This window comes from Solwaraspora sp. WMMD1047 (assembly GCF_029626155.1).
Lineage (GTDB): Bacteria > Actinomycetota > Actinomycetes > Mycobacteriales > Micromonosporaceae > WMMD1047.
Genome location: NZ_JARUBL010000001.1, coordinates 237,912 through 259,077 on the forward strand (window position 1 = coordinate 237,912; position 21,166 = coordinate 259,077).

General features: G+C 71.7%; 15 protein-coding genes. 11 read left to right on the plus strand and 4 right to left on the minus strand.

Going from position 1 to position 21,166, the window contains the following annotated elements:
* Positions 1–83: 83 nt before the first annotated feature.
* Positions 84–1,310: a family 16 glycosylhydrolase gene (locus O7627_RS01095; RefSeq protein WP_278091622.1), complete on the minus strand. Its 1,227-nt coding sequence runs from the start codon at positions 1,308–1,310 to the stop codon at positions 84–86.
* Between the two features lie 49 nt (positions 1,311–1,359).
* Complete coding sequence (locus O7627_RS01100) at positions 1,360–3,444, minus strand: S9 family peptidase (protein WP_278091623.1); 2,085 nt, start codon at positions 3,442–3,444, stop codon at positions 1,360–1,362.
* Positions 3,445–3,537: 93 nt separating this feature from the next.
* Between O7627_RS01100 and O7627_RS01105 the strand changes: the two genes are divergently transcribed.
* Entirely contained in the window at positions 3,538–4,947 is a 1,410-nt protein-coding gene (locus O7627_RS01105) for an FAD-binding oxidoreductase (protein WP_278091624.1), read from the plus strand.
* Between the two features lie 165 nt (positions 4,948–5,112).
* Here the strand turns inward: O7627_RS01105 and O7627_RS01110 are convergent, their stop codons facing one another.
* Positions 5,113–7,212, minus strand: coding sequence for a SpoIIE family protein phosphatase (locus O7627_RS01110; protein WP_278091625.1), 2,100 nt, complete (start codon positions 7,210–7,212; stop codon positions 5,113–5,115).
* Positions 7,213–7,368: 156 nt separating this feature from the next.
* Here O7627_RS01110 and O7627_RS01115 point away from each other — a divergent pair, with 156 nt between their 5' ends.
* From O7627_RS01115 to O7627_RS01125, 3 genes are all read left to right on the plus strand, one after another.
* Complete coding sequence (locus tag O7627_RS01115; protein ID WP_278091626.1) at positions 7,369–11,733, plus strand: HAMP domain-containing protein; 4,365 nt, start codon at positions 7,369–7,371, stop codon at positions 11,731–11,733.
* Between the two features lie 40 nt (positions 11,734–11,773).
* Positions 11,774–12,328 carry a response regulator gene (locus tag O7627_RS01120; RefSeq protein ID WP_278091627.1) on the plus strand — a complete coding sequence of 185 codons (555 nt, stop codon included), beginning with the start codon at positions 11,774–11,776 and terminating at the stop codon, positions 12,326–12,328.
* A 786-nt stretch (positions 12,329–13,114) separates the two neighbouring features.
* Complete coding sequence (locus tag O7627_RS01125) at positions 13,115–13,255, plus strand: hypothetical protein (RefSeq protein WP_278091628.1); 141 nt, start codon at positions 13,115–13,117, stop codon at positions 13,253–13,255.
* A 96-nt stretch (positions 13,256–13,351) separates the two neighbouring features.
* On the opposite strand, the gene O7627_RS01130 is transcribed toward O7627_RS01125, so the two are convergent.
* Positions 13,352–13,690, minus strand: coding sequence for an STAS domain-containing protein (locus O7627_RS01130; RefSeq protein ID WP_278091629.1), 339 nt, complete (start codon positions 13,688–13,690; stop codon positions 13,352–13,354).
* A gap of 124 nt (positions 13,691–13,814) precedes the next feature.
* Here O7627_RS01130 and hemL point away from each other — a divergent pair, with 124 nt between their 5' ends.
* The 7 genes from hemL (at position 13,815) to O7627_RS01165 (ending at position 21,073) form a co-directional block, all read left to right on the plus strand.
* Positions 13,815–15,155, plus strand: a complete 1,341-nt coding sequence (gene hemL / locus O7627_RS01135; protein ID WP_278091630.1) for a glutamate-1-semialdehyde 2,1-aminomutase — start codon at positions 13,815–13,817, stop codon at positions 15,153–15,155.
* On the plus strand, positions 15,152–15,799 hold the full coding sequence (locus tag O7627_RS01140) for a histidine phosphatase family protein (RefSeq protein WP_278091631.1): 648 nt from the start codon (positions 15,152–15,154) through the stop codon (positions 15,797–15,799). The genes hemL and O7627_RS01140 overlap by 4 nt, the downstream gene beginning before the upstream one ends.
* A complete protein-coding gene (locus O7627_RS01145) occupies positions 15,799–16,383 on the plus strand; it encodes a TlpA disulfide reductase family protein (RefSeq protein WP_278091632.1) in 585 nt (194 codons plus the stop codon). The genes O7627_RS01140 and O7627_RS01145 overlap by 1 nt, the downstream gene beginning before the upstream one ends.
* On the plus strand, positions 16,383–17,360 hold the full coding sequence (locus tag O7627_RS01150) for a cytochrome c biogenesis CcdA family protein (RefSeq protein WP_278091633.1): 978 nt from the start codon (positions 16,383–16,385) through the stop codon (positions 17,358–17,360). The genes O7627_RS01145 and O7627_RS01150 overlap by 1 nt, the downstream gene beginning before the upstream one ends.
* Entirely contained in the window at positions 17,360–19,018 is a 1,659-nt protein-coding gene (locus O7627_RS01155) for a cytochrome c biogenesis protein ResB (RefSeq protein ID WP_278091634.1), read from the plus strand. Before O7627_RS01150 ends, O7627_RS01155 begins: the two co-directional genes overlap by 1 nt.
* Complete coding sequence (gene ccsB / locus O7627_RS01160) at positions 19,018–20,031, plus strand: c-type cytochrome biogenesis protein CcsB (protein WP_278091635.1); 1,014 nt, start codon at positions 19,018–19,020, stop codon at positions 20,029–20,031. Before O7627_RS01155 ends, ccsB begins: the two co-directional genes overlap by 1 nt.
* 190 nt (positions 20,032–20,221) lie before the next feature.
* On the plus strand, positions 20,222–21,073 hold the full coding sequence (locus O7627_RS01165; protein WP_278091636.1) for a C39 family peptidase: 852 nt from the start codon (positions 20,222–20,224) through the stop codon (positions 21,071–21,073).
* The last annotated feature ends 93 nt before the right edge of the window (positions 21,074–21,166 follow it).

Sequence of the window (21,166 nt, forward strand, 5' to 3'; positions counted from 1 at the left end):
TGCGTCGAGATGGTGGCTGGGACAACGCCTCGCCCGTGGAGTGACGACTTGCCCGTCGCCACACCACGGACGGTTCAGGTTGGTCAGCCGCGGCGCCACTTCTGGTTGGCGCCGCCGGTGCACTCCCACAGGTGCAGCTTGGCGCCGTTGGCGGTGTTCCAGTCCCGGACGTCGACGCACTTGTTGGCCTGCGGGTTGACCAGGTCACCGGCGGCGGTCAGGACGAACTGCTGGGCCGGGTTGCCGCTGCAGCCGACGAGCTGGATGTTCGCGCCGTTTGCGGTGGAGCCCCAGGCCACGTCCATGCACTTGCCGAAGGCCCGGACGGTGCCGTCGCCCGGGAAGGTCCAGGCCTGCGCGGCGGTGCCGTTGCAGTCCCAGAGCTGCAGGTGCGCGCCGTCGACCGGGTCGCCGCCCGGCACGTCGATGCACTTGTTGCCGTACCCGATGATGCGGTTGCCGCCGCTGTTCCAGGCGTTGACCCGGACGTAGTCGACGAGCATCTGCTGCGGGAACTGGGTGCTGCCGTCGGGATAGCCGGGCCAGTAGCCGCCCACCGCGACATTCAGGAGCATGAAGAACGGGTGGTCGAAGACCCAGCGGTTGCCGCGGGTGTCGGCCGGCGTCTTGCGGGCGTACTGGATGCCGTCGACGTACCAGGTCACCGAGTCCGGCGCCCAGTCCACCGTGAAGGTGTGGAAGGCGTCGGCGAAGGCCTGCCCGCCCGGCAGGGTGTAGCCGGTGGTCAGCGCGCTGCCGGCGGAGTAACCCGGACCGTGCAGGCTGCCGTAGACGGTGCCCGGCTCGCGGCCGATGTTCTCCATGATGTCGATCTCGCCGCTGTTCGGCCACGGGTTGCTGCCGATGTCGTTGCCGAGCATCCAGAACGCCGGCCAGATGCCCTGCCCGCGGGGCACCTTGATCCGGGCCTCGAACCGGCCGTACGCCTGGGTGAAGCGGTCGGCGGTCAGCAGCCGGGCGGAGGTGTACTGACAACTGCCGTAGTGGCAGTTGTAGCCGGCCGGATTCTCCCGCCGGGCCGTGATCACCAGGTTGCCGTTGCCGTCGTGTGCCGCGTTGCTGGTGCTGTTGGTGTAGTACTGCATCTCGTTGTTGCCCCAGCCGGAGCCACCGATGTCGTGTTTCCACTTGCTGCCGTCGGGGGCGGTCCCGGCGGCACCGTTGAACTCGTCACTCCAGGTGATCGCGCCGGGCTGCGCGGCCGCGGGGGTTGCGGGCACGACCACCAGTGACGTCGCCAGAGTCGCGCCGGCCAGGGCCAGCGCCAAGGGGGTACGGCGTTTCCACATGGAAACACTTCTATCGCAGAGAGCGCTTTCTGGCAAGGTTCTTAACTGATTACCCCGTGAAACGGTCCAGGATCCAGGCGTTCACGAACGCCTCCTCCCGCCAGGAGTCGTACCGGCCGCTCGGCCCGCCGTGCCCGGCACCCATCTCGGTCTTGAGCAGGTAGGTCCCGCCCGGCGCCACGGCCCGCAACTTGGCGATCCACTTGGCCGGCTCGTGGTAGAGCACCCGGGCGTCGTTCAGGCTGGTCACCGCGAGGATGGCCGGATAGTCGTGGTCCGCGACGTTCTCGTACGGACCGTAGGACTTCATGTACGCGTACACCTCGGGATCGGCCAGCGGGTTGCCCCACTCCTCCCACTCGGTGACGGTCAGCGGCAGCGACGGGTCCAGGATGGTGTTGAGTGCGTCCACGAACGGCACCTGCGCCACGATGCCGGCGAAGGCGTCCGGCGCCAGGTTGGCCACCGCTCCCATCAGCAGACCGCCGGCCGAGCCACCCCGGGCAACCAGCCGGTCCGCCGCCGTCCAGTTGGTCTTCACCAGGTGTCGGGCGACCGCCACGAAGTCGGTGAAGGTGTTCTTCTTGGCCAGCATCTTTCCGTCGGTGTACCAGTGCCGGCCCAGCTCACCGCCGCCCCGCACGTGTGCCACCGCGAAGATCACCCCACGGTCCAGCAGCGAGAGCCGGGCCACCGAGAACCACGGGTCCATGCTGATCTCGTACGAGCCGTAGCCGTAGATCAGGCACGGCGCGGAGCCGTCCCGAGGGGTGCCGGCCCGGCAGACCAGCGAGATCGGCACCCGGGTCCCGTCGTCGGCCAGCGCCCAGCCCCGGTGCTGCTCGTAGCCGGCCGGGTCGTAACCGCCCAGCACCGGCTTGCGCTTGCGCAGCACCAGCTCCCGGGTCACCAGGTCGTAGTCGTACACCGAATCCGGGGTGACGAGCGAGGTGTAGCGCAACCGGACGGTGTTGGTCTGGTACTCCGGATTCGAGTCCAGGCCGACGCTGTAGATCGGCTCCGGGAAATCGATGTCGTACGCGTCGGTCGAACCGGCGGTCAGTACCCGTACCCCGGTCAGCCCGTCGGTGCGCAGTTGCACCACCACGTGGTTGGCGAAGGCGTCGACCGACTCCAGCCGGGTCCCGGGCGAGTGCTCGATCATCGGCACCCAGTCGCCCGGCCGGTCCGCCGACGTGTACGCCAGCGCGAAGTCCTCCGCGCCGTCGTTGTGCAGCACCAGGAACCGGTGGCCGTGGTGCTCGATGGAGTACTCGACGCCCTGCCGGCGGGGCGCGATGACCGCCGGCTCCCCGGTCGGGTTGCCGGCCGGGATGACCCGGACCTCGCTCGTGATCTTGCTGTGCGACTCGATGACGATGAACTTCTCCGACCGGGTCAGCTCCACGCCCACCCAGAACCGCTCGTCGGTCTCCTCGTAGACGGTCACATCGTCGCTCGACGGGCTGCCCACCTGGTGCCGCCACACCCGGTACGGCCGCCACGCCTCGTCGACCGTCAGATAGAACAGGCTGGACCCGTCGGCCGACCAGGCGCTGCCGTAGAAGACGTCCGGGACCTCGTCACCGAGCAGTTCACCGGTCTGCAGGTCCTTCACCCGCAGGGTGAACCGCTCGTCGCCGCTGAAGTCGGTCGAGTAGGCCAACCGCCGGCCGTCCGGGCTGACGTCGAAGGTGCCCAGCGCGAAGAACTCGTGACCCTCGCCGAGCACGTTGCCGTCGAGCAGGATCTCCTCGCCGTCCAGCGGAGCGCCGTCGGTCGGGATCGGCGGGTCGGTCTCGCCGTCGCGGATCGCCCGCCGGCAGTGGATGCCGTACTGCTGCCCCTCGACCGTGCGGGTGTAGTACCAGTGGCCACCCTTGCGGACCGGCACCGACAGGTCGGTCTCCTGGGTGCGGTCCCGGATCTCGGTGAAGAGGGTCTCCCGCAGCGACGCCAGGTGGGCGGTGCTCGCCTCGGTCCACTCGTTCTCCGCCGTCAGGTACGCGATGGTCTCCGGATCGTCCTTCTTGGCCAACCAGGCGTACTCGTCGGTGACGGTGTCACCGTGGTGGGTGCGCTCGGTGGGAACCCGCTTGGCGATCGGGGCGGAGACGGGCGTGTCAGTGGTCACCCGGTCACGTTACCGCCCGGCTCCCACCGCCGGACCGGGGGCATTGGCAAAGATTAGAACACCTGTACGATGACTGTCGTGGGGGATATTCGAATGGCACATCCGTCGTGGGGTGGCCAGGTGGCACGCCGCCTGGCCGGCATCTGCGGGGAGGACTTCGCCCGGCCGGCCGGCGCGGCCGACGGGGTGGCCGGGGCGTCGGCCCGCTGGGTGGCGGTACCAGGCACGGTCGAGGCGGTGGCGGCCGTGCTGCGGGTCGCCGCCGACTACGAGCTGTCGGTGGTGCCACGCGGCGCCGGCACCAAGATCGATTGGGGTGCGCCCCCGTCCCACCTGGACATCGTGCTGGACACCGGCCGGCTGGCCGGCGTCTGGCACCAACCGGCCGGCGAACCGTACGCCGAGGTCGGCGCCGGCACGCCGGTGCGGGCGGTGCAGGCCGTCCTGGAGCGCACCGGTCGCCGGTTGCCGCTCGACGCGCCGTCGACCGGCGCCACCGTCGGCGGCGTGCTGGCGGCCGACGAGGCGGGGCCGCTGCGCTACCGGCACGGTGGCCCGTGCGAGCAGCTGATCGAGGTCAGCTACCTGGACGGCGCCGGCGTACTGCACCGGGCCAGCCGGCCGGCAGGCGGCGATGCCGCGCCGGCTCCGGCCGGCGGCACCGGGCCGACGTTGGCCGGCGGCGCCAAACCGGAGGACAGCGGGCCGGTTTCGGCCGACGGCGGGCCGGGTTCGGATGGTCCCGCCGTCGATGACCTGACCCGGCTGCTCTGCGGCTCGCAGGGGGCGCTCGGGGTGCTGCTGTCGGCGACGCTGCGGGTGCAGCCCGTACCGGCCAGCCGGATCTGGGTCTCCCGGCCGGTCTGGACCCCACTTGAGGTGCACGACCTGCTTGGCGAGATCCTGACCGCCGGGCTGGCGCCGGCCGCGATCGAGGTGGACCTGCCGGGCGCCACGCCGGGAGCGCCGATCCGCCCGGTGCTGCCCGCCCGGGCCGGCTCCGCGTTCGGTCGGCTGGTGGTGCTGCTGGAGGGCGGCCCGGCGGACGTGGCCGAGCGGACGGCGCGGTTGTCCAACCTGCTCGGCGGCGACCCTGACGTCGCCACCGTGCCACCGGTGTGGTGGCGGCGCTATCCGTTCGGCCCGGGCGAGGTGGGGTTGCGGCTGCTGGTCCCGAACGACCACCTGCACGCCGCGGTCTACGCGCTGCGGGACGCGGTCGGGGCGCCCGTGCCGGTGCGCGGCTCGGCCGGCCTGGGCGTGGTGCACGCGGCACTGCCGGGCGGCACCCCGCCGGACCGGGTCGCCGCGATCCTGGCGGCGGTCCGGACCGTGCTGCTCGCCCGCGACGGCCGGTGCGTCGTGCTCACCGCCCCACCGGCGGTGCGGCGGGCCATCGACCTCTGGGGCGAGCTGCCCGACCTGCCACTGCTGCACCGGATCAAGGAACGCTTCGACCCGGCCCGCCGCCTCGCCCCCGGCCGCTTCACCGGCGGTCTCTAGCCGGCTCTCGCCATTTCACCGGCGGTCCCTGGCCCGGCTCCCACCTGGTCGGCGGCCGGCTGTGACCGGCTCTCGCCGCTTCGTCGGCGGCCCGCTGGCCGGCTCAGGCCGCTTGGTTGGCGCCGGTGGCCGGCTCGCCGCTTGGTCGGCGGCCCGCTGGCCGGCTCAGGCCGCGTGTTCGTTGCGTAGCACCAGGATCGCGATGTCGTCGCGGGGGGACTCGACCGAGAAGCCGATCGCCGTCGACCGCAGCCGGGCGGCCACCACGTCCGCCGAGTAGCCGGCGAGCGGGGCCGCAGCGTCGCGCAGCCGCTCGGTGCCGAACAGTTCCCGGCCGCGCCGCCGCTCGGTCACTCCGTCGGTGTAGAAGACGAGCGAGTCGCCGGGACCCAACGGCACCTGCGACGACGGGGCGGCGATCGAGTCCAGCAACCCGAGCGCCGTGCCGCCGGTGCCGACGAACGAGGCCCGCCCGTCGCCCTGGACCAGCACCGGCCGGTCGTGTCCGGCCAGGTGCAGCGAGACGTCGAGCCGCCCGTCGCGGCCGCGGCCGACCGCGGCCAGGGCGAGCGTGCAGTACCGGCCGCCGCCGCGTTCGCAGAGCGTCTCGTTCAGCCGGGCCAGCGCCTCCGGCAGCGGTTTGCCGTCGCGTACCAGCACCCGGATCACATCCCGGACCAGGCCGGTCACCGTCGCGGCCTGGACGCCCTTGCCGGAGACGTCGCCCACCACCACCAGCCAGCGGCCGTCCGGCAACGGCAGGACGTCGTAGAAGTCGCCGCCGACGTCGGCGGCGTCGCCGGTCGGCACGTACTCGGCGGCGAAGCCGATCCCGTCCACCGCCGGCAGGGCCGGCGGCAGCAGCGACTGCTGCAGGGTGCGGGCCACCCGGCGGCGCTCGTCGTGGATCCGGGCGTTGTCGATGGCCAGCGCGGCCCGCCGGGCGACGTCCTCCAGCACCGCCACCTCGTCCGGGTCGTGGCGGTGCCGCAGGTGACGGCCGACGGCCAGCGTGCCCAGCGGCTGCCCGCGCGCCACCAGCGGTACGGCGAACCCGTCCAGCGGCGGGCCGATCGGCACCTGGGAGCCGGTCCGGGACGCCTCCCGCAGCCGGGTCAGCACCGAGTCGGAACCGTGTTCCCGCAGCACCTCGTGCAGCTTCGGCAGCACCGCCTCGTCGGCGTGGATGGCCGACGCCAACCGCAGGCGGCCCCACTCGTCGGTGATGTGCACGGCGCACCACTGGCCCAACCGGGGCACCACGAGCTGCGGGATCAGTGCCATGGTCAGGTCGACGTCCAGCGACTGGGCCAGCAACTCACTCGCCTCGGCGAGGAAGGTCAGCCAGGTCTGCCGGCGCAGGTCGGCACGGCGGAGTCGGTCGTTCTCCAGGTGCAGCGACAACCGTTCCGCCATCAGCGCGGCCAGCGGCCGGGCGTAGCCGGACGGGGCGGCGTCGAGTTCCAACTCGCCGGCGTACGGCCGGTTCACCGCGAGCGGCACCCGGAGCAGTTCGTCACCGGGTCGGGGTTGCCGTCCGTACCGGGCGAGCAGTTGGGTGCCGAAGCCGTCGCCGCGGTCCAGCCGGACCGCGCCGCCGGCCGCGCCGACCATGTCACCGACCCGGACCAGCAGGTCCGCCGCGAAGTTGGGCAGCGGGTCGTCGGCGTACGGGTCGGGCGCGGTCTGCATCAGCGCGCTCATCGCCCCCGCGCTCGGCGCCGGGCCGCCGTTCGCGCCGCCGCCGGTCGGCAACCCCGGCGTCCCGGCCGGACCACCCGTACCCCCGCCGGTCGCCTGAGTCCCTCGGACCCCGGCGGGCGGATGTTTGCGGTCGAGCCGGAACCAGACCCCCTTCCCGGTGGGCAGGTGGGTGGTGCCCCACCGGCTGGAGAAGTGGTCGACCAGGAGCAGGCCGCGACCGCGCTCGGAGACCTCGGAGATGTTCGTCAGATTGTTGCGGGGGCCGGCCGCCACATTGTCGATCGGGCCGGCGGCGAAGTCGGAAACCGTGACGGTCAGACCAATATCATCCGCTATGACTTCGATGTCCAGTTCGGTGCGGGCGTGCTCCACGGCGTTCGTGGAAAGCTCCGTGGTCAGCAGCAACGCCTCGTTCAGGAGTTCGTCGAGGTGCGCTTCGGCCAGCACCGAGCGCACCAGCGCCCGGGCGGCGGCCGGTGTTCGCCGGTCCGCGGGCAGCCGAACCCGACGGATGTGCTCATCTGCGCCGCTGGAAAACGCGTCGCCGGCTTCCGCTGACACGCTTCGTATCCTCCCCGCAAGCCGGGGCCGGTGCCAAGCCGGCCACCGCGCAGTGCTGGCACTCGGCGGGAAGCAGGGACAATGATGAGGTGCGGGTACCCGGCAGGCTGCCGGCGACCCGCGTCCGCCCACCCTCCCCGAGTTGAGCGAGGAACGATGACCACGGCGAAACAGACCGCCACCGTCGACCGGTCCGCCTCAGACGAAGCGGTCGCGCTGGGTGAGCTCACCGAGGCGCTCCGGCGGGTCAGCCGGGGTGATCTCAAGGTTCGGCTGCCGCGTCGTTCCGGGATCGCCGGTGAGGCCGCCGACGCCTTCAACGAGGTCGTGGCCCTGCAGGAACGGCAGAGCCTCGACGTACGCAAGATCAGCCGGATCGTCGGCCGGGACGGCCGGCTCACCGAGCGGCTGGACGAGGAGGGGCTCGACGGGGCCTGGGCGGAGGGTCAGCGGGCCATCAACTCGCTGATCGACGATCTCGGTCGGCCGACCACCGAGATCGCCCGGGTGATCATGGCGGTGGCCGACGGCGACCTCTCCCAGCACATGGCCCTGGAGATGGACGGCCGGCCGCTGCGCGGCGAGTTCCTGCGCATCGGTCGCACCGTCAACACCATGGTCGACCAGCTCTCCTCGTTCTCCAACGAGGTGACCCGGGTGGCCCGCGAGGTGGGCATCGAGGGCGAGCTGGGCGGTCAGGCGGACGTACGCGGGGTGGCCGGCACCTGGCGGGACCTCACCGACTCGGTGAACACGATGGCGTCGAACCTGACCCACCAGGTGCGCTCGATCTCCCAGGTGGCCACCGCGGTGTCCCGCGGCGACCTGAGCCAGAAGATCACCGTCTCGGCCCGGGGCGAGGTGGCCGAGCTGGCGCACACCTTCAACGCGCTCACCGACACCCTGCGGCTCTTCGCCGAGCAGGTGACCCGGGTGGCCCGCGAGGTCGGCACCGAGGGCAAGCTCGGCGGCCAGGCCGACGTGCCGAACGTGGCCGGGACCTGGAAGGACCTGACCGACAGCGTCAACTCGATGGCGTCGAACCTGACCGCCCAGGTCCGCAACATCGCCCAGGTCTCCACCGCGGTGGCCCGGGGCGACCTCAGTCAGAAGATCACGGTGGCGGCGCAGGGCGAGATCCTGGAGCTCAAGGACACCGTCAACACCATGGTCGACCAGCTCTCGTCGTTCGCCGACGAGGTGACCCGGGTGGCCCGCGAGGTCGGCATCGAGGGCAAGCTCGGCGGCCAGGCCCAGGTCCGTGGGGTCTCCGGCACCTGGCGGGACCTCACCGAGAACGTCAACCAGCTCGCCGGCAACCTGACCTCCCAGGTCCGCAACATCTCCCAGGTCTCCACCGCGGTGGCGAAGGGCGATCTGTCGCAGAAGATCACCGTTGATGCGCGGGGCGAGATCCTGGAGTTGAAGTCGACGGTGAACACGATGGTGGACCAGCTGTCGTCGTTCGCCGACGAGGTGACCCGGGTGGCGCGGGAGGTGGGCACCGAGGGCAAGTTGGGCGGTCAGGCCCAGGTGCGCGGGGTCTCCGGCACCTGGCGGGACCTCACCGACAACGTGAATTCGATGGCGTCGAACCTGACCGCCCAGGTCCGCAACATCGCCTCGGTCACCACGGCGGTGGCGAAGGGCGACCTGTCGCAGAAGATCACCGTTGATGCGCGGGGCGAGATCCTGGAGTTGAAGTCGACGGTGAACACGATGGTGGACCAGCTGTCGTCGTTCGCCGACGAGGTGACCCGGGTGGCCCGCGAGGTGGGCACCGAGGGCAAGCTCGGCGGTCAGGCGCAGGTCCGCGGCGTGGCCGGCACCTGGCGCGACCTCACCGGGAACGTGAACTCGATGGCGTCGAACCTGACCTCGCAGGTCCGCAACATCGCCCAGGTCTCGACCGCGGTCGCCAACGGCGACCTGTCGCAGAAGATCACCGTCGACGCGCAGGGTGAGATCCTGGAGTTGAAGTCGACGGTGAACACGATGGTGGACCAGCTGTCGTCGTTCGCCGACGAGGTCTCCCGGGTGGCGCGGGAGGTGGGCACGGAGGGCAAGCTCGGCGGTCAGGCCCAGGTGAAGGGGGTCTCCGGCACCTGGCAGGACCTGACCGGGAACGTGAATTCGATGGCGTCGAACCTGACCTCCCAGGTCCGCAACATCGCCTCGGTAACCACGGCGGTGGCCCGGGGCGACCTGTCGCAGAAGATCACGGTCGACGCGCAGGGCGAGATCCTGGAGCTGAAGGACACCATCAACACCATGGTCGACCAGCTCTCGTCGTTCGCCGACGAGGTCACCCGGGTCGGCCGGGAGGTCGGCATCGAGGGCAAGCTCGGCGGTCAGGCCCAGGTGAAGGGGGTCTCCGGCACCTGGCGGGACCTCACCGAGAACGTCAACCAGCTCGCCTCCACGCTCACCACCCAGCTGCGGGCGATCGCCCGGGTCTCCACCTCGGTCACCCGGGGCGACCTGACCCAGCGGATCACCGTCAAGGCGCAGGGCGAGGTCGCCGAGCTGAAGGACAACATCAACCAGATGATCGTCACCCTGCGGGAGACCACCAAGAAGAACGCCGAGCAGGGCTGGCTCGACTCCAACCTGGCCCGGATCAGCGGCCTGCTGCAGGGCCAGCGGGACCTGGGCGAGGTCTGCCGCATGATCATGATGGAGGTGACCCCGCTCGTCGACGCCCAGCTCGGCGCCTTCTTCCTGGCCGACAACGACGAGGCGGTGATGCGGCTGCGGCTGACCGCGTCGTACGGCTACGTGGCCCGCTACCACGACGTGACCTTCGGCCCCGGCGAAGGACTGGTCGGGCAGGCCGCGCTCTCCCGCCGGCCGATCCGGGTCGGCGCCGGGCCGTCCGGCGCCCTCACGCTGCGGTCCGGGCTGCTGGACATGACACCCAACGACCACGTCGTGGTGCCGGTCCTCTTCGAGGGTGAACTGCTCGGGGTCATCGAGTTCGCCAGCGTGGACGCCTTCTCCCAGCTGCACCTGAGCTTCCTGGACCGGCTGGTGCTCACCATCGGCATCGCGGTCAACACCATCCAGGCCAACCGGCGCACCGAGGAGCTGCTGGCCCAGTCCCAGCGGCTCGCGCACGAGCTGCAGGAACAGTCCGCCGAGCTGCAGCGCACCAACGCCGAGCTGGAGGACAAGGCGCAACTGCTCTCCGAGCAGAAGGGCAACATCGAGACCAAGAACCGGGAGATCGAGATGGCCCGGATCGGTCTGGAGGAGAAGGCACAGCAGCTGGCCCGGGCATCGGCGTACAAGTCGGAGTTCCTCGCCAACATGAGCCACGAGCTGCGTACGCCACTCAACTCGCTGCTGCTGCTGGCCCGGCTGCTGGCCGACAACTCGGAGCAGAACCTGACCGAGAAGCAGATCGAGTTCGCCCGCACCATCCACAGCGCCGGGTCGGACCTGCTGTCGCTCATCGACGACATCCTCGACCTGTCCAAGATCGAGGCGGGCCGGATGGACGTCGAGCCGACCGAGGTGCGGTTCGCCGAGATCCGCGAGTACGTCGAGCAGGCGTTCGCGCCGCAGGCCGAGGAGCAGGGCCTGGACTTCCAGGTGAAGATCTCCAAGGACCTGCCGGAGACGCTCGTCACCGACTCGCAGCGGCTGCAGCAGATCCTGCGCAACCTGCTGTCGAACGCGGTCAAGTTCACCGACGAGGGCGCGGTGACGCTGCGGATCGCCCCGGCTCACGAGAGCGCCTACTTCGACACCCCGGCGCTGGCCAGCGCCCGCCGGGTGGTGGCGTTCACCGTGATCGACACCGGGATCGGCATCTCCGACGACAAACTGTCCCTGATCTTCGAGGCGTTCCAGCAGGCCGACGGCACCACCAGCCGCCGGTACGGCGGCACCGGTCTGGGCCTGTCGATCAGCCGCGACCTGGCCGGGTTGATCGGTGGCACGATCACCGTCTCGTCGGCGCCCGGCCAGGGATCGACCTTCACCCTCTTCGTACCCGACGTGCTGACCCCCGAGGCGGTGGTGGCGCCGGTGCCGGTGCCGGCGCCGCCGCTGCGGGGCAACCTGCCGCCGCTGCTGCGCGAGCCCGAGGGGGAGCGGCCGGTCGCCCCGACCACCCGCCAACTCGACGGTGCCACCGTGCTGATCATCGACGACGACGTGCGGAACGTCTTCGCGCTCACCAGCGCGTTGGAGCTGCACGGCATGACGGTGCTCTACTCGGACAACGGGGCCGACGGGGTCCGGCTGCTCGCCGAGCACCCGGAGGTCGACATCGTGCTGATGGATGCGATGATGCCCGACCAGGACGGGTACGAGACGACGCGGGCCATCCGCCGCAATCACCGGTTCGCCGACCTGCCGGTGGTGTTCCTGACCGCCAAGGCGATGCCGGGCGATCAGGAGTCGGCGCTGGCCGCCGGGGCCAGCGACTACATCACCAAGCCGGTCGACCTGGACGAGCTGATCGGACTGATGGCCTCGTGGGTCAACGGCAGCGGACGGGAGATCGGCAAGTGATCGAGCGCGGCGGCGGACGGCGTACCGGAACGGGGTCATCGTGAGCGAGGTGGCCCGGGCCCTGCTGGTCGACGACCGGCGGGAGAACCTGATGGCGCTGGAGGCGATCCTGCAGGGGTTGCCGGTGCAGTCGGTGGCGGTGGAGAGCGGCGAGGCCGCGCTCAAGCAGCTGCTCGTCGACGACTTCGCGGTGATCCTGCTGGACGCCCAGATGCCGGAGATGGACGGGTTCGAGACGGCGAGCCACATCAAGCGGCGGGAGCGGACGCGGCACGTACCGATCATCTTCCTCACCGCCGCGGACCGCGACGCCCAGCTCGCGCTCCGCGGCTACGCGGTCGGCGCGGTCGACTACCTGACCAAGCCGTTCGACCCCTGGGTGCTGCGGGCCAAGGTCTCCGTCTTCGTCGAGCTCTGGACGAAGAGCCGCCAGCTCGCCGCCCAGTCCGACCTGGTCCGGGAGCGCGACGAGCGGTGGCGGGCGATGACCGAGGCGGTGGACGCGGCCACCGCCCTGCTCCGCTCCGACGACCCGACCGCCCGCGACCGCGCCATCGAACTGCTCGAACAGGCCCGCTGGGGCACCACCGGCTGACCTCGGCCCGGACCGATGACGCCGTCGCGCACCATCCCGCCGGTGTTCGTACGCGTAAAGTCGCCAGCCATAACGGGAGCGGCGATCGCTAGCGAGAGGGCTGTCCAGTGGTGGGTGTGCCGGCGTACCAGCGGGTGGCGGATGAGCTGCGGCTCGCCATCCTCACCGGCGAGATGGCCGAGGGCGACCGGATGCCCTCGCTGCCGGAACTGGCCGACCGCTTCGGCGTGACAACCGCCGTCGTGCACAGCGCGGTGAACGTGCTGCGCGGGGAGGGGCTCGTGGTCACCCGCCAGGGTGCGGGCACCTACGTCCGGCGCTTCCAGCGGCTCAGACGTTCCTCACCGGGCAGGTTGAGCCGTGACTGGTGGGCGAGTGGCCGCGCGATCCAGGACCACGACACCGGGGTACGGCCCCGAGCGGTGGACGTGATCGTCGGCGAGGTGCCGGCGCCGGACTTCGTATCGGCGGAGTTGGGCGTCGAACCAGGGGCGCCGGTGCTCAGTAGGGCACGCCGCCTTGAGGTGGACGGTCGGCCCGTTCAGCTCGCGACGTCCTTCCTCCCGCTGGACGTGACACAGGGCACGGCGATCAGTTACACGGACACCGGGCCGGGTGGAACCTACGCCCGGCTGGCCGAGATCGGGCTCGCTCCGGTGCGGTTCCGGGAGCGGTTGACCGACCGGGCCCCCATCCTGACGAGAGCAACGCACTGCAACTGCCCGCTGGTGGCGGCGCGCGGGTCATCGAGATCATCCGCTTCGCGTACGCGGAGTCGGGGCGCTGTTGCTGAGCCAGGCCGCCGAACTCGGGCACAGCCTCGACGAAAGCGCCCTGTTGGAGTTGACCACCGACTACCCCGAGGTGATTGGCGCGGCCGTCGGGTCCCTGGCCGCGATTGCGGGCGGTGAAGTCGAGATCACTTAGTGCACGAGGTGAACACCAGTTACCCTAAAACTGCATCGTAGGGTAACTGGTGTTCACCTCGTGCGGTCGCGGTGAGGGTGGGCGTGGGTGACGGGGTCAGCTGGTGGTGCCCTGTTCGTTGCGGATCATCAGGGCGGACCGGAGGCCGGTGATGTCCAGCACCCGGAGCAGGAAGTCGCCGACGTTCGTCAGCACCAGCAGGCTCTGGGCGTGGCTGGCCTTGCGGCTGAGCACCACGAGGGTGCCGAGGCCCTGGGAGTCGCAGAAGGTCACCCCGGCCAGGTCCAGCACGATTCGCGGCGGCGCGTCGGCGAGGGCCTCGTTGACCGTGCTGGCGAGTCGGCTGGCGGTGAGCATGTCGATCTCGCCGGTGAGGGTGAGGACCAGCTCCTCCGCCGTCCGCTGCGCCCCGATCGTCAGCTCCGCACGCTCCACCGGGCCAGCCTATCGCGATCTAGGAGGCGCGGCCCGGTGAGCGGCCCGAAGGAGGGTGAGCCCGGTTACCCGGTCCGGGGTCGCTGGCCGGGGTCCGGAGTGCGCTGACACAATGGCGCCTACCGTGACCGAGACGTATGCCGCCGGCACCGACCGATACCCGGCCGACGCGCCGGCCTCCGAGGCCCTCTTCGCCCGCGCCCGAGCCCTGACGCCGGGCGGGGTGAACTCTCCCGTGCGCGCCTTCCAGTCGGTCGGCGGGACACCGAGGTTCATGGTCCGGGGCGCCGGGCCGTGGCTGCACGACGCCGACGGGCGACGCTACGTCGACCTGGTCTGCTCCTGGGGGCCACTGCTGCTCGGGCACGCGCACCCCGAGGTGGTCGCGGCCGTCCAGGCCGCCGCCGCCCACGGCACCAGCTTCGGTACGCCCACCGCCGGCGAGGTCGACCTGGCCGAGGAGATCGTCGCCCGCACCCCGGTCGAGCAGGTACGCCTGGTCAACTCCGGGACCGAGGCGACCATGTCGGCCATCCGGCTGGCCCGGGGCGTCACCGGCCGCTCCAAGATCGTGAAGTTCGCCGGCTGCTACCACGGCCACGTGGACGCGCTGCTGGCCGCCGCCGGCTCCGGGGTGGCCACCCTCGGCCTGCCCGACTCGCCCGGCGTGACCGGTGCGGCGGCCGGCGACACCATCGTGCTGCCGTACAACGACGTCGCCGCCGTGGAGGCGGCCTTCGCCGCCGAGGGCGACGCGATCGCCGCGGTCATCACCGAGGCGGCGGCCGGCAACATGGGCGTGGTCGCCCCCCGGGACGGCTTCAACGAGGCCCTGGCCCGGATCGCCCACGCCCACGGGGCGCTGCTCATCCTCGACGAGGTGATGACCGGCTTCCGGGTCTCCCGCTCCGGCTGGGCCGGACTGTCGCCGGTCGACGCCGACCTCTACACCTACGGCAAGGTGATGGGTGGCGGGCTGCCGGCCGCGGCGTTCGGCGGCCGGGCGGAGATCATGGCCCGGCTCGCCCCGGCCGGCCCGGTCTACCAGGCCGGCACGCTGTCGGGAAACCCACTGGCCTGCGCCGCCGGCCTGGCCACCCTGCGGCTGGCCGATGACGCGCTCTACCGGCGGCTGGATGCCACTGCCGGGACGGTCCAGGAGCTCGCGACCAAGGCGCTGGCCGCCGAGGGCGTGCCGCACCGGCTCTCCACCGCCGGCAACATGTTCTCGATCTTCTTCACCGACGCCGACGTGGTCGACTACGACACCGCCCGGGGTCAGGACGTGGCCGCGTACCGGGCGTTCTTCCACGCCATGCTGGCCGGCGGGGTCTACCTGCCGCCGAGCGCGTTCGAGGCGTGGTTCGTCTCGGCCGCACTGGACGACGCCGCGCTGGAGGTGCTGGCGGCGGCGCTACCCGTGGCGGCCCGCGCCGCGGCGGCGAACGGGGGGTCGACGCGATGAGCAACACGGTGGTGCACGTGCTGCGGCACGGCGAGGTCCACAACCCCGAGAAGATCCTGTACGGCCGGCTGCCCGGCTTCCGCCTCTCCGAACTCGGCGTCCAGATGGCCAAGGCGGCGGCCGAGTCGCTCGCCGACCGCGACATCGCCTACGTGGTGGCCAGCCCGCTGGAACGGGCGCAGCAGACGGCCGAGCCGTTCGCCGCCCAGTTCGGGCTCCAGGTCGGGGTGGACGAGCGCCTGATCGAGAGCGCCAACTGGTTCGAGGGCAAGCGGGTGTCGCCGGGCGACGGGTCGTTCCGCGATCCGCGCAACTGGTGGGTGCTGCGCGACCCGGTCACCCCGTCGTGGGGTGAGGCGTACACGGTCATCGCCGGCCGGATGTTCGCCGCGTTGCACGCCGCGCGGGTGGCCGCCGAGGGGCGGGAGGCGGTCTGCGTCTCGCACCAGCTCCCGATCTGGACGCTGCGCCGGCACGTCGAACGCAAGCGGCTCTGGCACGACCCACGACGCCGCGAATGCGGACTGGCGAGCCTGACCTCGTTCCACTTCGACGGGGCGAAGGTGGTCGGCATCGGATACAGCGAGCCGGCCGCCCATCTGGTGGCCCTGTCGCCGGGCGCCCGGACGGCCAAGGGGGCCTGATGCGCCGTACCGCGGCTGGGCGGGCCGCCGCCGCGATCGTCACGGTCGCGACGGCGCTGGCGCTGGCCGGCTGCACCGACGGCGGCTGGCAGGAGGCCTGCGAGACCACCCCCGAGGGCGTGATCGAGTGCGCCGCCGCCGACCGGCCCGCCGCGCCCGAGGTGGCCGGTGAGCTGCTCGACGGCACCAGCTACGACCTGCGGCAGGACCGGGGCCAGGTGGTGGTGGTCAACTTCTGGGGTTCCTGGTGTGCCCCGTGCCGGGCCGAGGCCGAGGACCTGGAGAACACCTACCAGGCGACCCGCGAATCGGGAGTGCGCTTCCTCGGCATCAACATCCAGGACAGCCGGGACAAGGCCCGCGCGTTCGAGGAGAACCGGGTCAGCTACCCCAGCCTCTTCGACCCGGGTAGCCGGCTGGCCCTCGACTTCGAGGTCCCGGTGAACAGCATCCCGGCCACCGTCGTGCTGGACCGGGACGGCCGGATCGCGGTAATGATCCGGTCGCCGATCCGCCAGGAGACCCTGGAGCCGCTCGTGGCCCGGGTCGCCGGGGAGTCACCGGCGCCGGACGGGCCGGGCTGATGGGTGAGGCGTTCGCCGAGCTGGCCCGGGGCGGCCCGCTGCTGCTGGCGTTCGGCGCGGCGGCGCTGGCCGGGCTGGTCAGCTTCCTCTCCCCGTGCATCCTGCCGCTGGTGCCCGGCTACCTGTCGTACGTGACCGGCCTGGCCGGCAGCCAACTCGACGTGGCCCGCGCCGCACCGCCCGCGACCGGTACCGAAACGGCCGCGGTCGGCGGGGGTCCGCCGGCCGACGACAGTGCCGACGCTGCCGGCACCGGAACGGCCGGCGGCGTCGCTGTCGCCGGCGGGACGGCCGGCGTCGCTGTCGGTGGCGGAACGGCCGGCGTCGCCGTCGCGGGCGGGAGTGCGCCGGCCGGCGGCGGCGCCGTCGCGGTCGCCGAACGACCGGACCAGCCGGCGGTACGCGGCCGGGTGCTGGCCGGCACGCTGCTCTTCGTGGCCGGCTTCACCGTCGTCTTCACCCTCACCGCGATCTTCTTCTCCACCATCGGCCGGGTCCTGTTCACCCACCGCCGGCCGTTGGAGATCGGCGCCGGCCTGCTGGTCATCGTGCTCGGACTGGCGTTCCTCGGGCTGGTCCCGGGGATGGCCCGCGAGTTCCGGATCCGCCGGCTGCCCGCCGCCGGCCTGCTCGGGGCGCCGGTCTTCGGGGCGACCTTCGCGCTCTCCTGGATGCCCTGCGTCGGCCCGACCCTGGGCGCGGTGCTGATGATGGCCACGGTGAGCGGAAAGACCGACCGGGCGGTGCTGCTCGCGGTCGCCTACTGTCTCGGCCTCGGGCTGCCGTTCGTGGTCTTCGGGCTGGCCTTCGAGCGGCTGCTCGGCGTCTTCCGGGCGGTCCGCCGCAACAGTCGCTGGGTCACCCGGCTCGGCGGTGCGCTGCTCATCCTGGTCGGTCTGGCCCTGGTCAGCGGGGCCTGGCAGAGCTTCCTGGCCTGGCTGCAACCGGCCATCGGCGCCACCGAAGTGGTGATCTGATGACGGCCGTCGAGGACCGGGTCGAGCGGCCACCGGTGCGGCCGCCCCGGCGGCCCCATCCGCTGCTGGCCCTGCTGCGCAACTCCTGGCGGCAGCTCACCAGCATGCGTACCGCGTTGATTCTGCTCTTCCTGCTCGCGGTCGCGGCGATCCCGGGCTCGGTGCTGCCGCAGCGCGACGTCAACATCGAGGACGTCAACGACTACTTCGTCGCCCACCCGGACCTGGCCCCGGTGCTGGACCGGCTGGGCGCGTTCGAGGTCTTCGCCTCCCCGTGGTTCTCCGCGATCTACGTCCTGCTCTTCACCTCGCTGGCCGGCTGCATCGTGCCCCGGCTGCGCGACCACCTCCGGGCGCTGCGGTCCCGCCCGCCGGCGGCACCGAAGCGGCTGGACCGGCTGCCCCAGCACGCCACGCTGCCCGCGCCGGCCGGCTCCGCCGACCCGGCCCAGCTCACCGGCGAGATCGCGGCGCTGCTGCGCCGCCGCCGCTGGCGGGTGTCGGTCACCGACGGCGTGGTCGCCGCCGAGAAGGGCTACCTCAAGGAGACCGGCAACCTGCTCTTCCACTTCTCGCTCATCGCCGTGCTGGTCGGGGTGGCGCTCGGCTCCTGGTACGGCTGGCACGGCAACCGGCTGCTGGTGGCCGGCGCGGACAAGGCGTTCTGCAACACGCTGCAGCAGTACAGCGAGTCCGGCCTCGGCCCGCGGGTCGACGCCGCCGACCTGCCGCCGTTCTGCCTGGAACTGACCGACTTCGAGGCGACCTTCCTGGAGTCCGGGCAGCCGTCGTCGTTCAACGCCACCGTGCTGGTGGACGAAGACGGCGGTGCGCCGCGCAGCGAGGACTTCTCGGTGAACTCGCCGCTGCGGCTGGCCGGGGCGAACGTCTACCTGCTCGGGCACGGGTACGCCCCGGAGATCCGCTACACCGACCGCAACGGGCGGGCACAGACCACCGCGGAGCCGTTCCTGACCGCCGACGCCACCCTGACCGGCGAGGGAGTGGCGATCTTCCCGGACGTCAACGTCGACCCGGTGACCGGCGAACGCAACCCGGACCTGCAGGTGGCGTTCGAAGGGCTCTACCTGCCCACCGCGCCGGCCGAGCCGCCGTACGTGCGGTCCGAATATCCGGCCGAGCGGTCACCCGGCCTGCTGCTGATCCCGTACCGGGGCAACCTGGGCCTGGACGCGGGCATACCGGGCTCGGTGTACCGCCTCGACCCGCGGCAGGTGCGGACCGGCCAACTCAACCAGGTCGGCGACGCCAAGCTGCTGCGCCCCGGCGAGACCTGGACGCTCGACGACGGCACCACCGTCGAGTTTCTCGGCACCCGGCGGTACATCACCATCTCCGTCCGGTACGACCCGGGCACGCTGATCCTGCTGGTCGGCTCCGGCACCATGCTCGCCGGCCTGATGCTCTCCCTGGTCGTCCGGCGCCGCCGGGTCTGGTTCCGGGTGCCGCCGGGGGAGACCCCAGCCGGGACATCCACGACGGCCGGTAGTAGCTTGATCGAGGTGGGTGGGCTGCCGCGTACCGACCATGCGGGCTTCGGCACGGAGTTCCGCGATCTTGTCGAGGCGGTGCGGGAGCGCACCGGTGCGGCGCCGGAGGCGTCCCGGGGCGCCGGGCAGCCGGAAGGGACCGACTGATGGCCGAACTCTCCGACCAGCTCCTGGTTGTGGCGATCCTGGGCTACCTGGTCGCGATGATCTGCCACGCCGTCGACGCCGCGCTCAGCGGCCGGGGCATCGCCGCCCGGGTGACGGCAAGTCCGCCCCGGCAACTGGTCGGCGCCGGGGTCGGGGGCGCCGGCGACACCGACCTGGACCGGGTGGCTCCCGGCGGGCCGGGACCCGACGACCCGTCGGACGGCCGAGGTGCCCGGTCCGCTGACCCGGCCCGGGTGGCGGCGTACGCCGGGCTGGCGGCCCTGGTCGGCACCGTTTTCGCGGCGCTTGTGCACCTGGCGGTGCTGGTCACCCGGGGGGTGGCCGCCGAGCGCATGCCGTGGGGCAACATGTACGAGTTCGTGCTCTCGGTGACCTTCGTGGGGATCGCCGGCTGGCTGCTGCTGCGCCTGCGCCGGCCGGAGTTCCGCCGGCTGGGGCTCTTCGTCACCCTCACCATGGTGCTGCTGCTCGGGGTGGCCGGCGAGGTGCTCTACACCCCGATCGTGCCGCTGGTGCCGGCGCTCGACTCGTACTGGTTCATCATCCACGTCTCGACCGTGATCGCCGCCTCCGGCATCCTGCTGCTCGGCGTCGTCCCGGCGGTGCTGTTCCTGATCCGGTCCGGCTACGAGCAGGGCCGGCGGGGGTTCCCGTACCTGCTCGGCCAGTGGGCGCCGTCGGCCGGCGCGCTGGAGCGGCTGACCTTCGGGCTGCACGCCTTCGCCTTCCCGCTCTTCACCTTCGGCGTCATCGCCGGGGCGATCTGGGCCGAGGCCGCCTGGGGCCGACCGTGGGGCTGGGACCCGAAGGAGACCTGGGCGTTCATCTCCTGGGTGGTGTACGCCGGCTATCTGCACGCCCGGGCGACCCCGGCCGTCAAGCGGTCGGTGGTGGCCTGGATCGCGATTGTCGGGTTCCTCACGATGATGATGAACCTGTTCGGCGTGAACATCTTCTTCGAGGGCCTGCACTCCTACGGCGGTCTGGACTGAGCTGTCCGGTGCGGCGCCGGATGCGTCGGCGTCGGGCCATGATCGGGTGGGTGGGGGTCGGGTTCGGCGGAATGCTGGGCGGGCCGGGCCGGTTATATCTCGCGTACGCCTGAGGAGCCCCCCGCCCTCGGGCGTGCCGTCTTCTTCTCTGCTTTTCTTTCGTTGGTTTTCTTCTTTCCTTTCGTTGGCGATGGTCCGCGCGCCGGTGGGTGTGTGGGTGGTCGTCCATCCCCGGATGGAAGGTGTGGGTCTGATGACTGTTTTCCAGACTGAGAAGCGTTTTGGTGTGGTGGCTCGGCGGGCGGTGTTGGGTGTCGCGGGTCTGGCGTTCGCTGGTGGGATCGTGGCGGCGCCGGTGGCGGCGCAGGCGGCGCCGGAGCGGCCGCCGGTGGTGGCGTCGGCGCAGCAGCGTGACGCTGGGGTGAAGGAAGTGCGGTATGAGTACCGTAAGCAGGAGAACTATTACTACTGTGGGCCGGCGGCGACGCGGATCGCGTTGACGGCGGCTGGTGCGGCGCCGTCGCAGGATGAGGTGGCGAAGCTGTTGGGTACGACCGAGGCGGGGACGAATTCCGCTGAGGATGTGACCCGGGTGCTCAATGGTGGCGGTGCGGGCCGGGATGACGACCGGGACCGGGATCGCGGCGACGACCGGGATCGTGGTCGGGATCGTGGCGACCGGGATCGGGATCGTGGGCGTGATGAGCGGCGCGGCGACCGGCACCGGGATGGTCGTGGGGTGTACAAGACGGTGACGGTTGAGGGTCCGTCGGCCAGTGCGGCGGCGACCGAGCGGTTGTCGGCTGATGTGGTGGCCGCGGTGGATGCCGGTCGTGCGGTGGTGGCGAACATCAAGGGCACGGCGACCGATGTCGATGGTGGTGTGCATGCGTACGAGGGTGGGCACTACCTGACGATCGTGGGGTACCGCGATGGCGGCGGTGTCGTGAAGATCGCCGACCCGTACGACCCGGTGGGTGAGTACTGGGTCACCGCCGACGAGATGGCGGACTGGATGGCCGACCGCGGCTACTCCGCCTGAGCGGCACACCCGATAAGTGACGCGCGAGGGGCCGGCCCGGCAACGGGCCGGCCCCTCGGCGTACGCAGGGGCGATGGCCGGGGCCGGCAGTCT

Coding starts and splice junctions, on each gene's coding strand:
- O7627_RS01140 (WP_278091631.1), top strand. CDS start 15,152: ATGAGCAACACGGTGGTGCACGTGCTGCGGCACGGCGAGGTCCACAAC.
- O7627_RS01095 (WP_278091622.1), bottom strand. CDS start 1,310: ATGTGGAAACGCCGTACCCCCTTGGCGCTGGCCCTGGCCGGCGCGACT.
- O7627_RS01115 (WP_278091626.1), top strand. CDS start 7,369: ATGACCACGGCGAAACAGACCGCCACCGTCGACCGGTCCGCCTCAGAC.
- O7627_RS01145 (WP_278091632.1), top strand. CDS start 15,799: ATGCGCCGTACCGCGGCTGGGCGGGCCGCCGCCGCGATCGTCACGGTC.
- O7627_RS01105 (WP_278091624.1), top strand. CDS start 3,538: ATGGCACATCCGTCGTGGGGTGGCCAGGTGGCACGCCGCCTGGCCGGC.
- O7627_RS01150 (WP_278091633.1), top strand. CDS start 16,383: ATGGGTGAGGCGTTCGCCGAGCTGGCCCGGGGCGGCCCGCTGCTGCTG.
- ccsB (WP_278091635.1), top strand. CDS start 19,018: ATGGCCGAACTCTCCGACCAGCTCCTGGTTGTGGCGATCCTGGGCTAC.
- O7627_RS01165 (WP_278091636.1), top strand. CDS start 20,222: ATGGTCCGCGCGCCGGTGGGTGTGTGGGTGGTCGTCCATCCCCGGATG.
- O7627_RS01155 (WP_278091634.1), top strand. CDS start 17,360: ATGACGGCCGTCGAGGACCGGGTCGAGCGGCCACCGGTGCGGCCGCCC.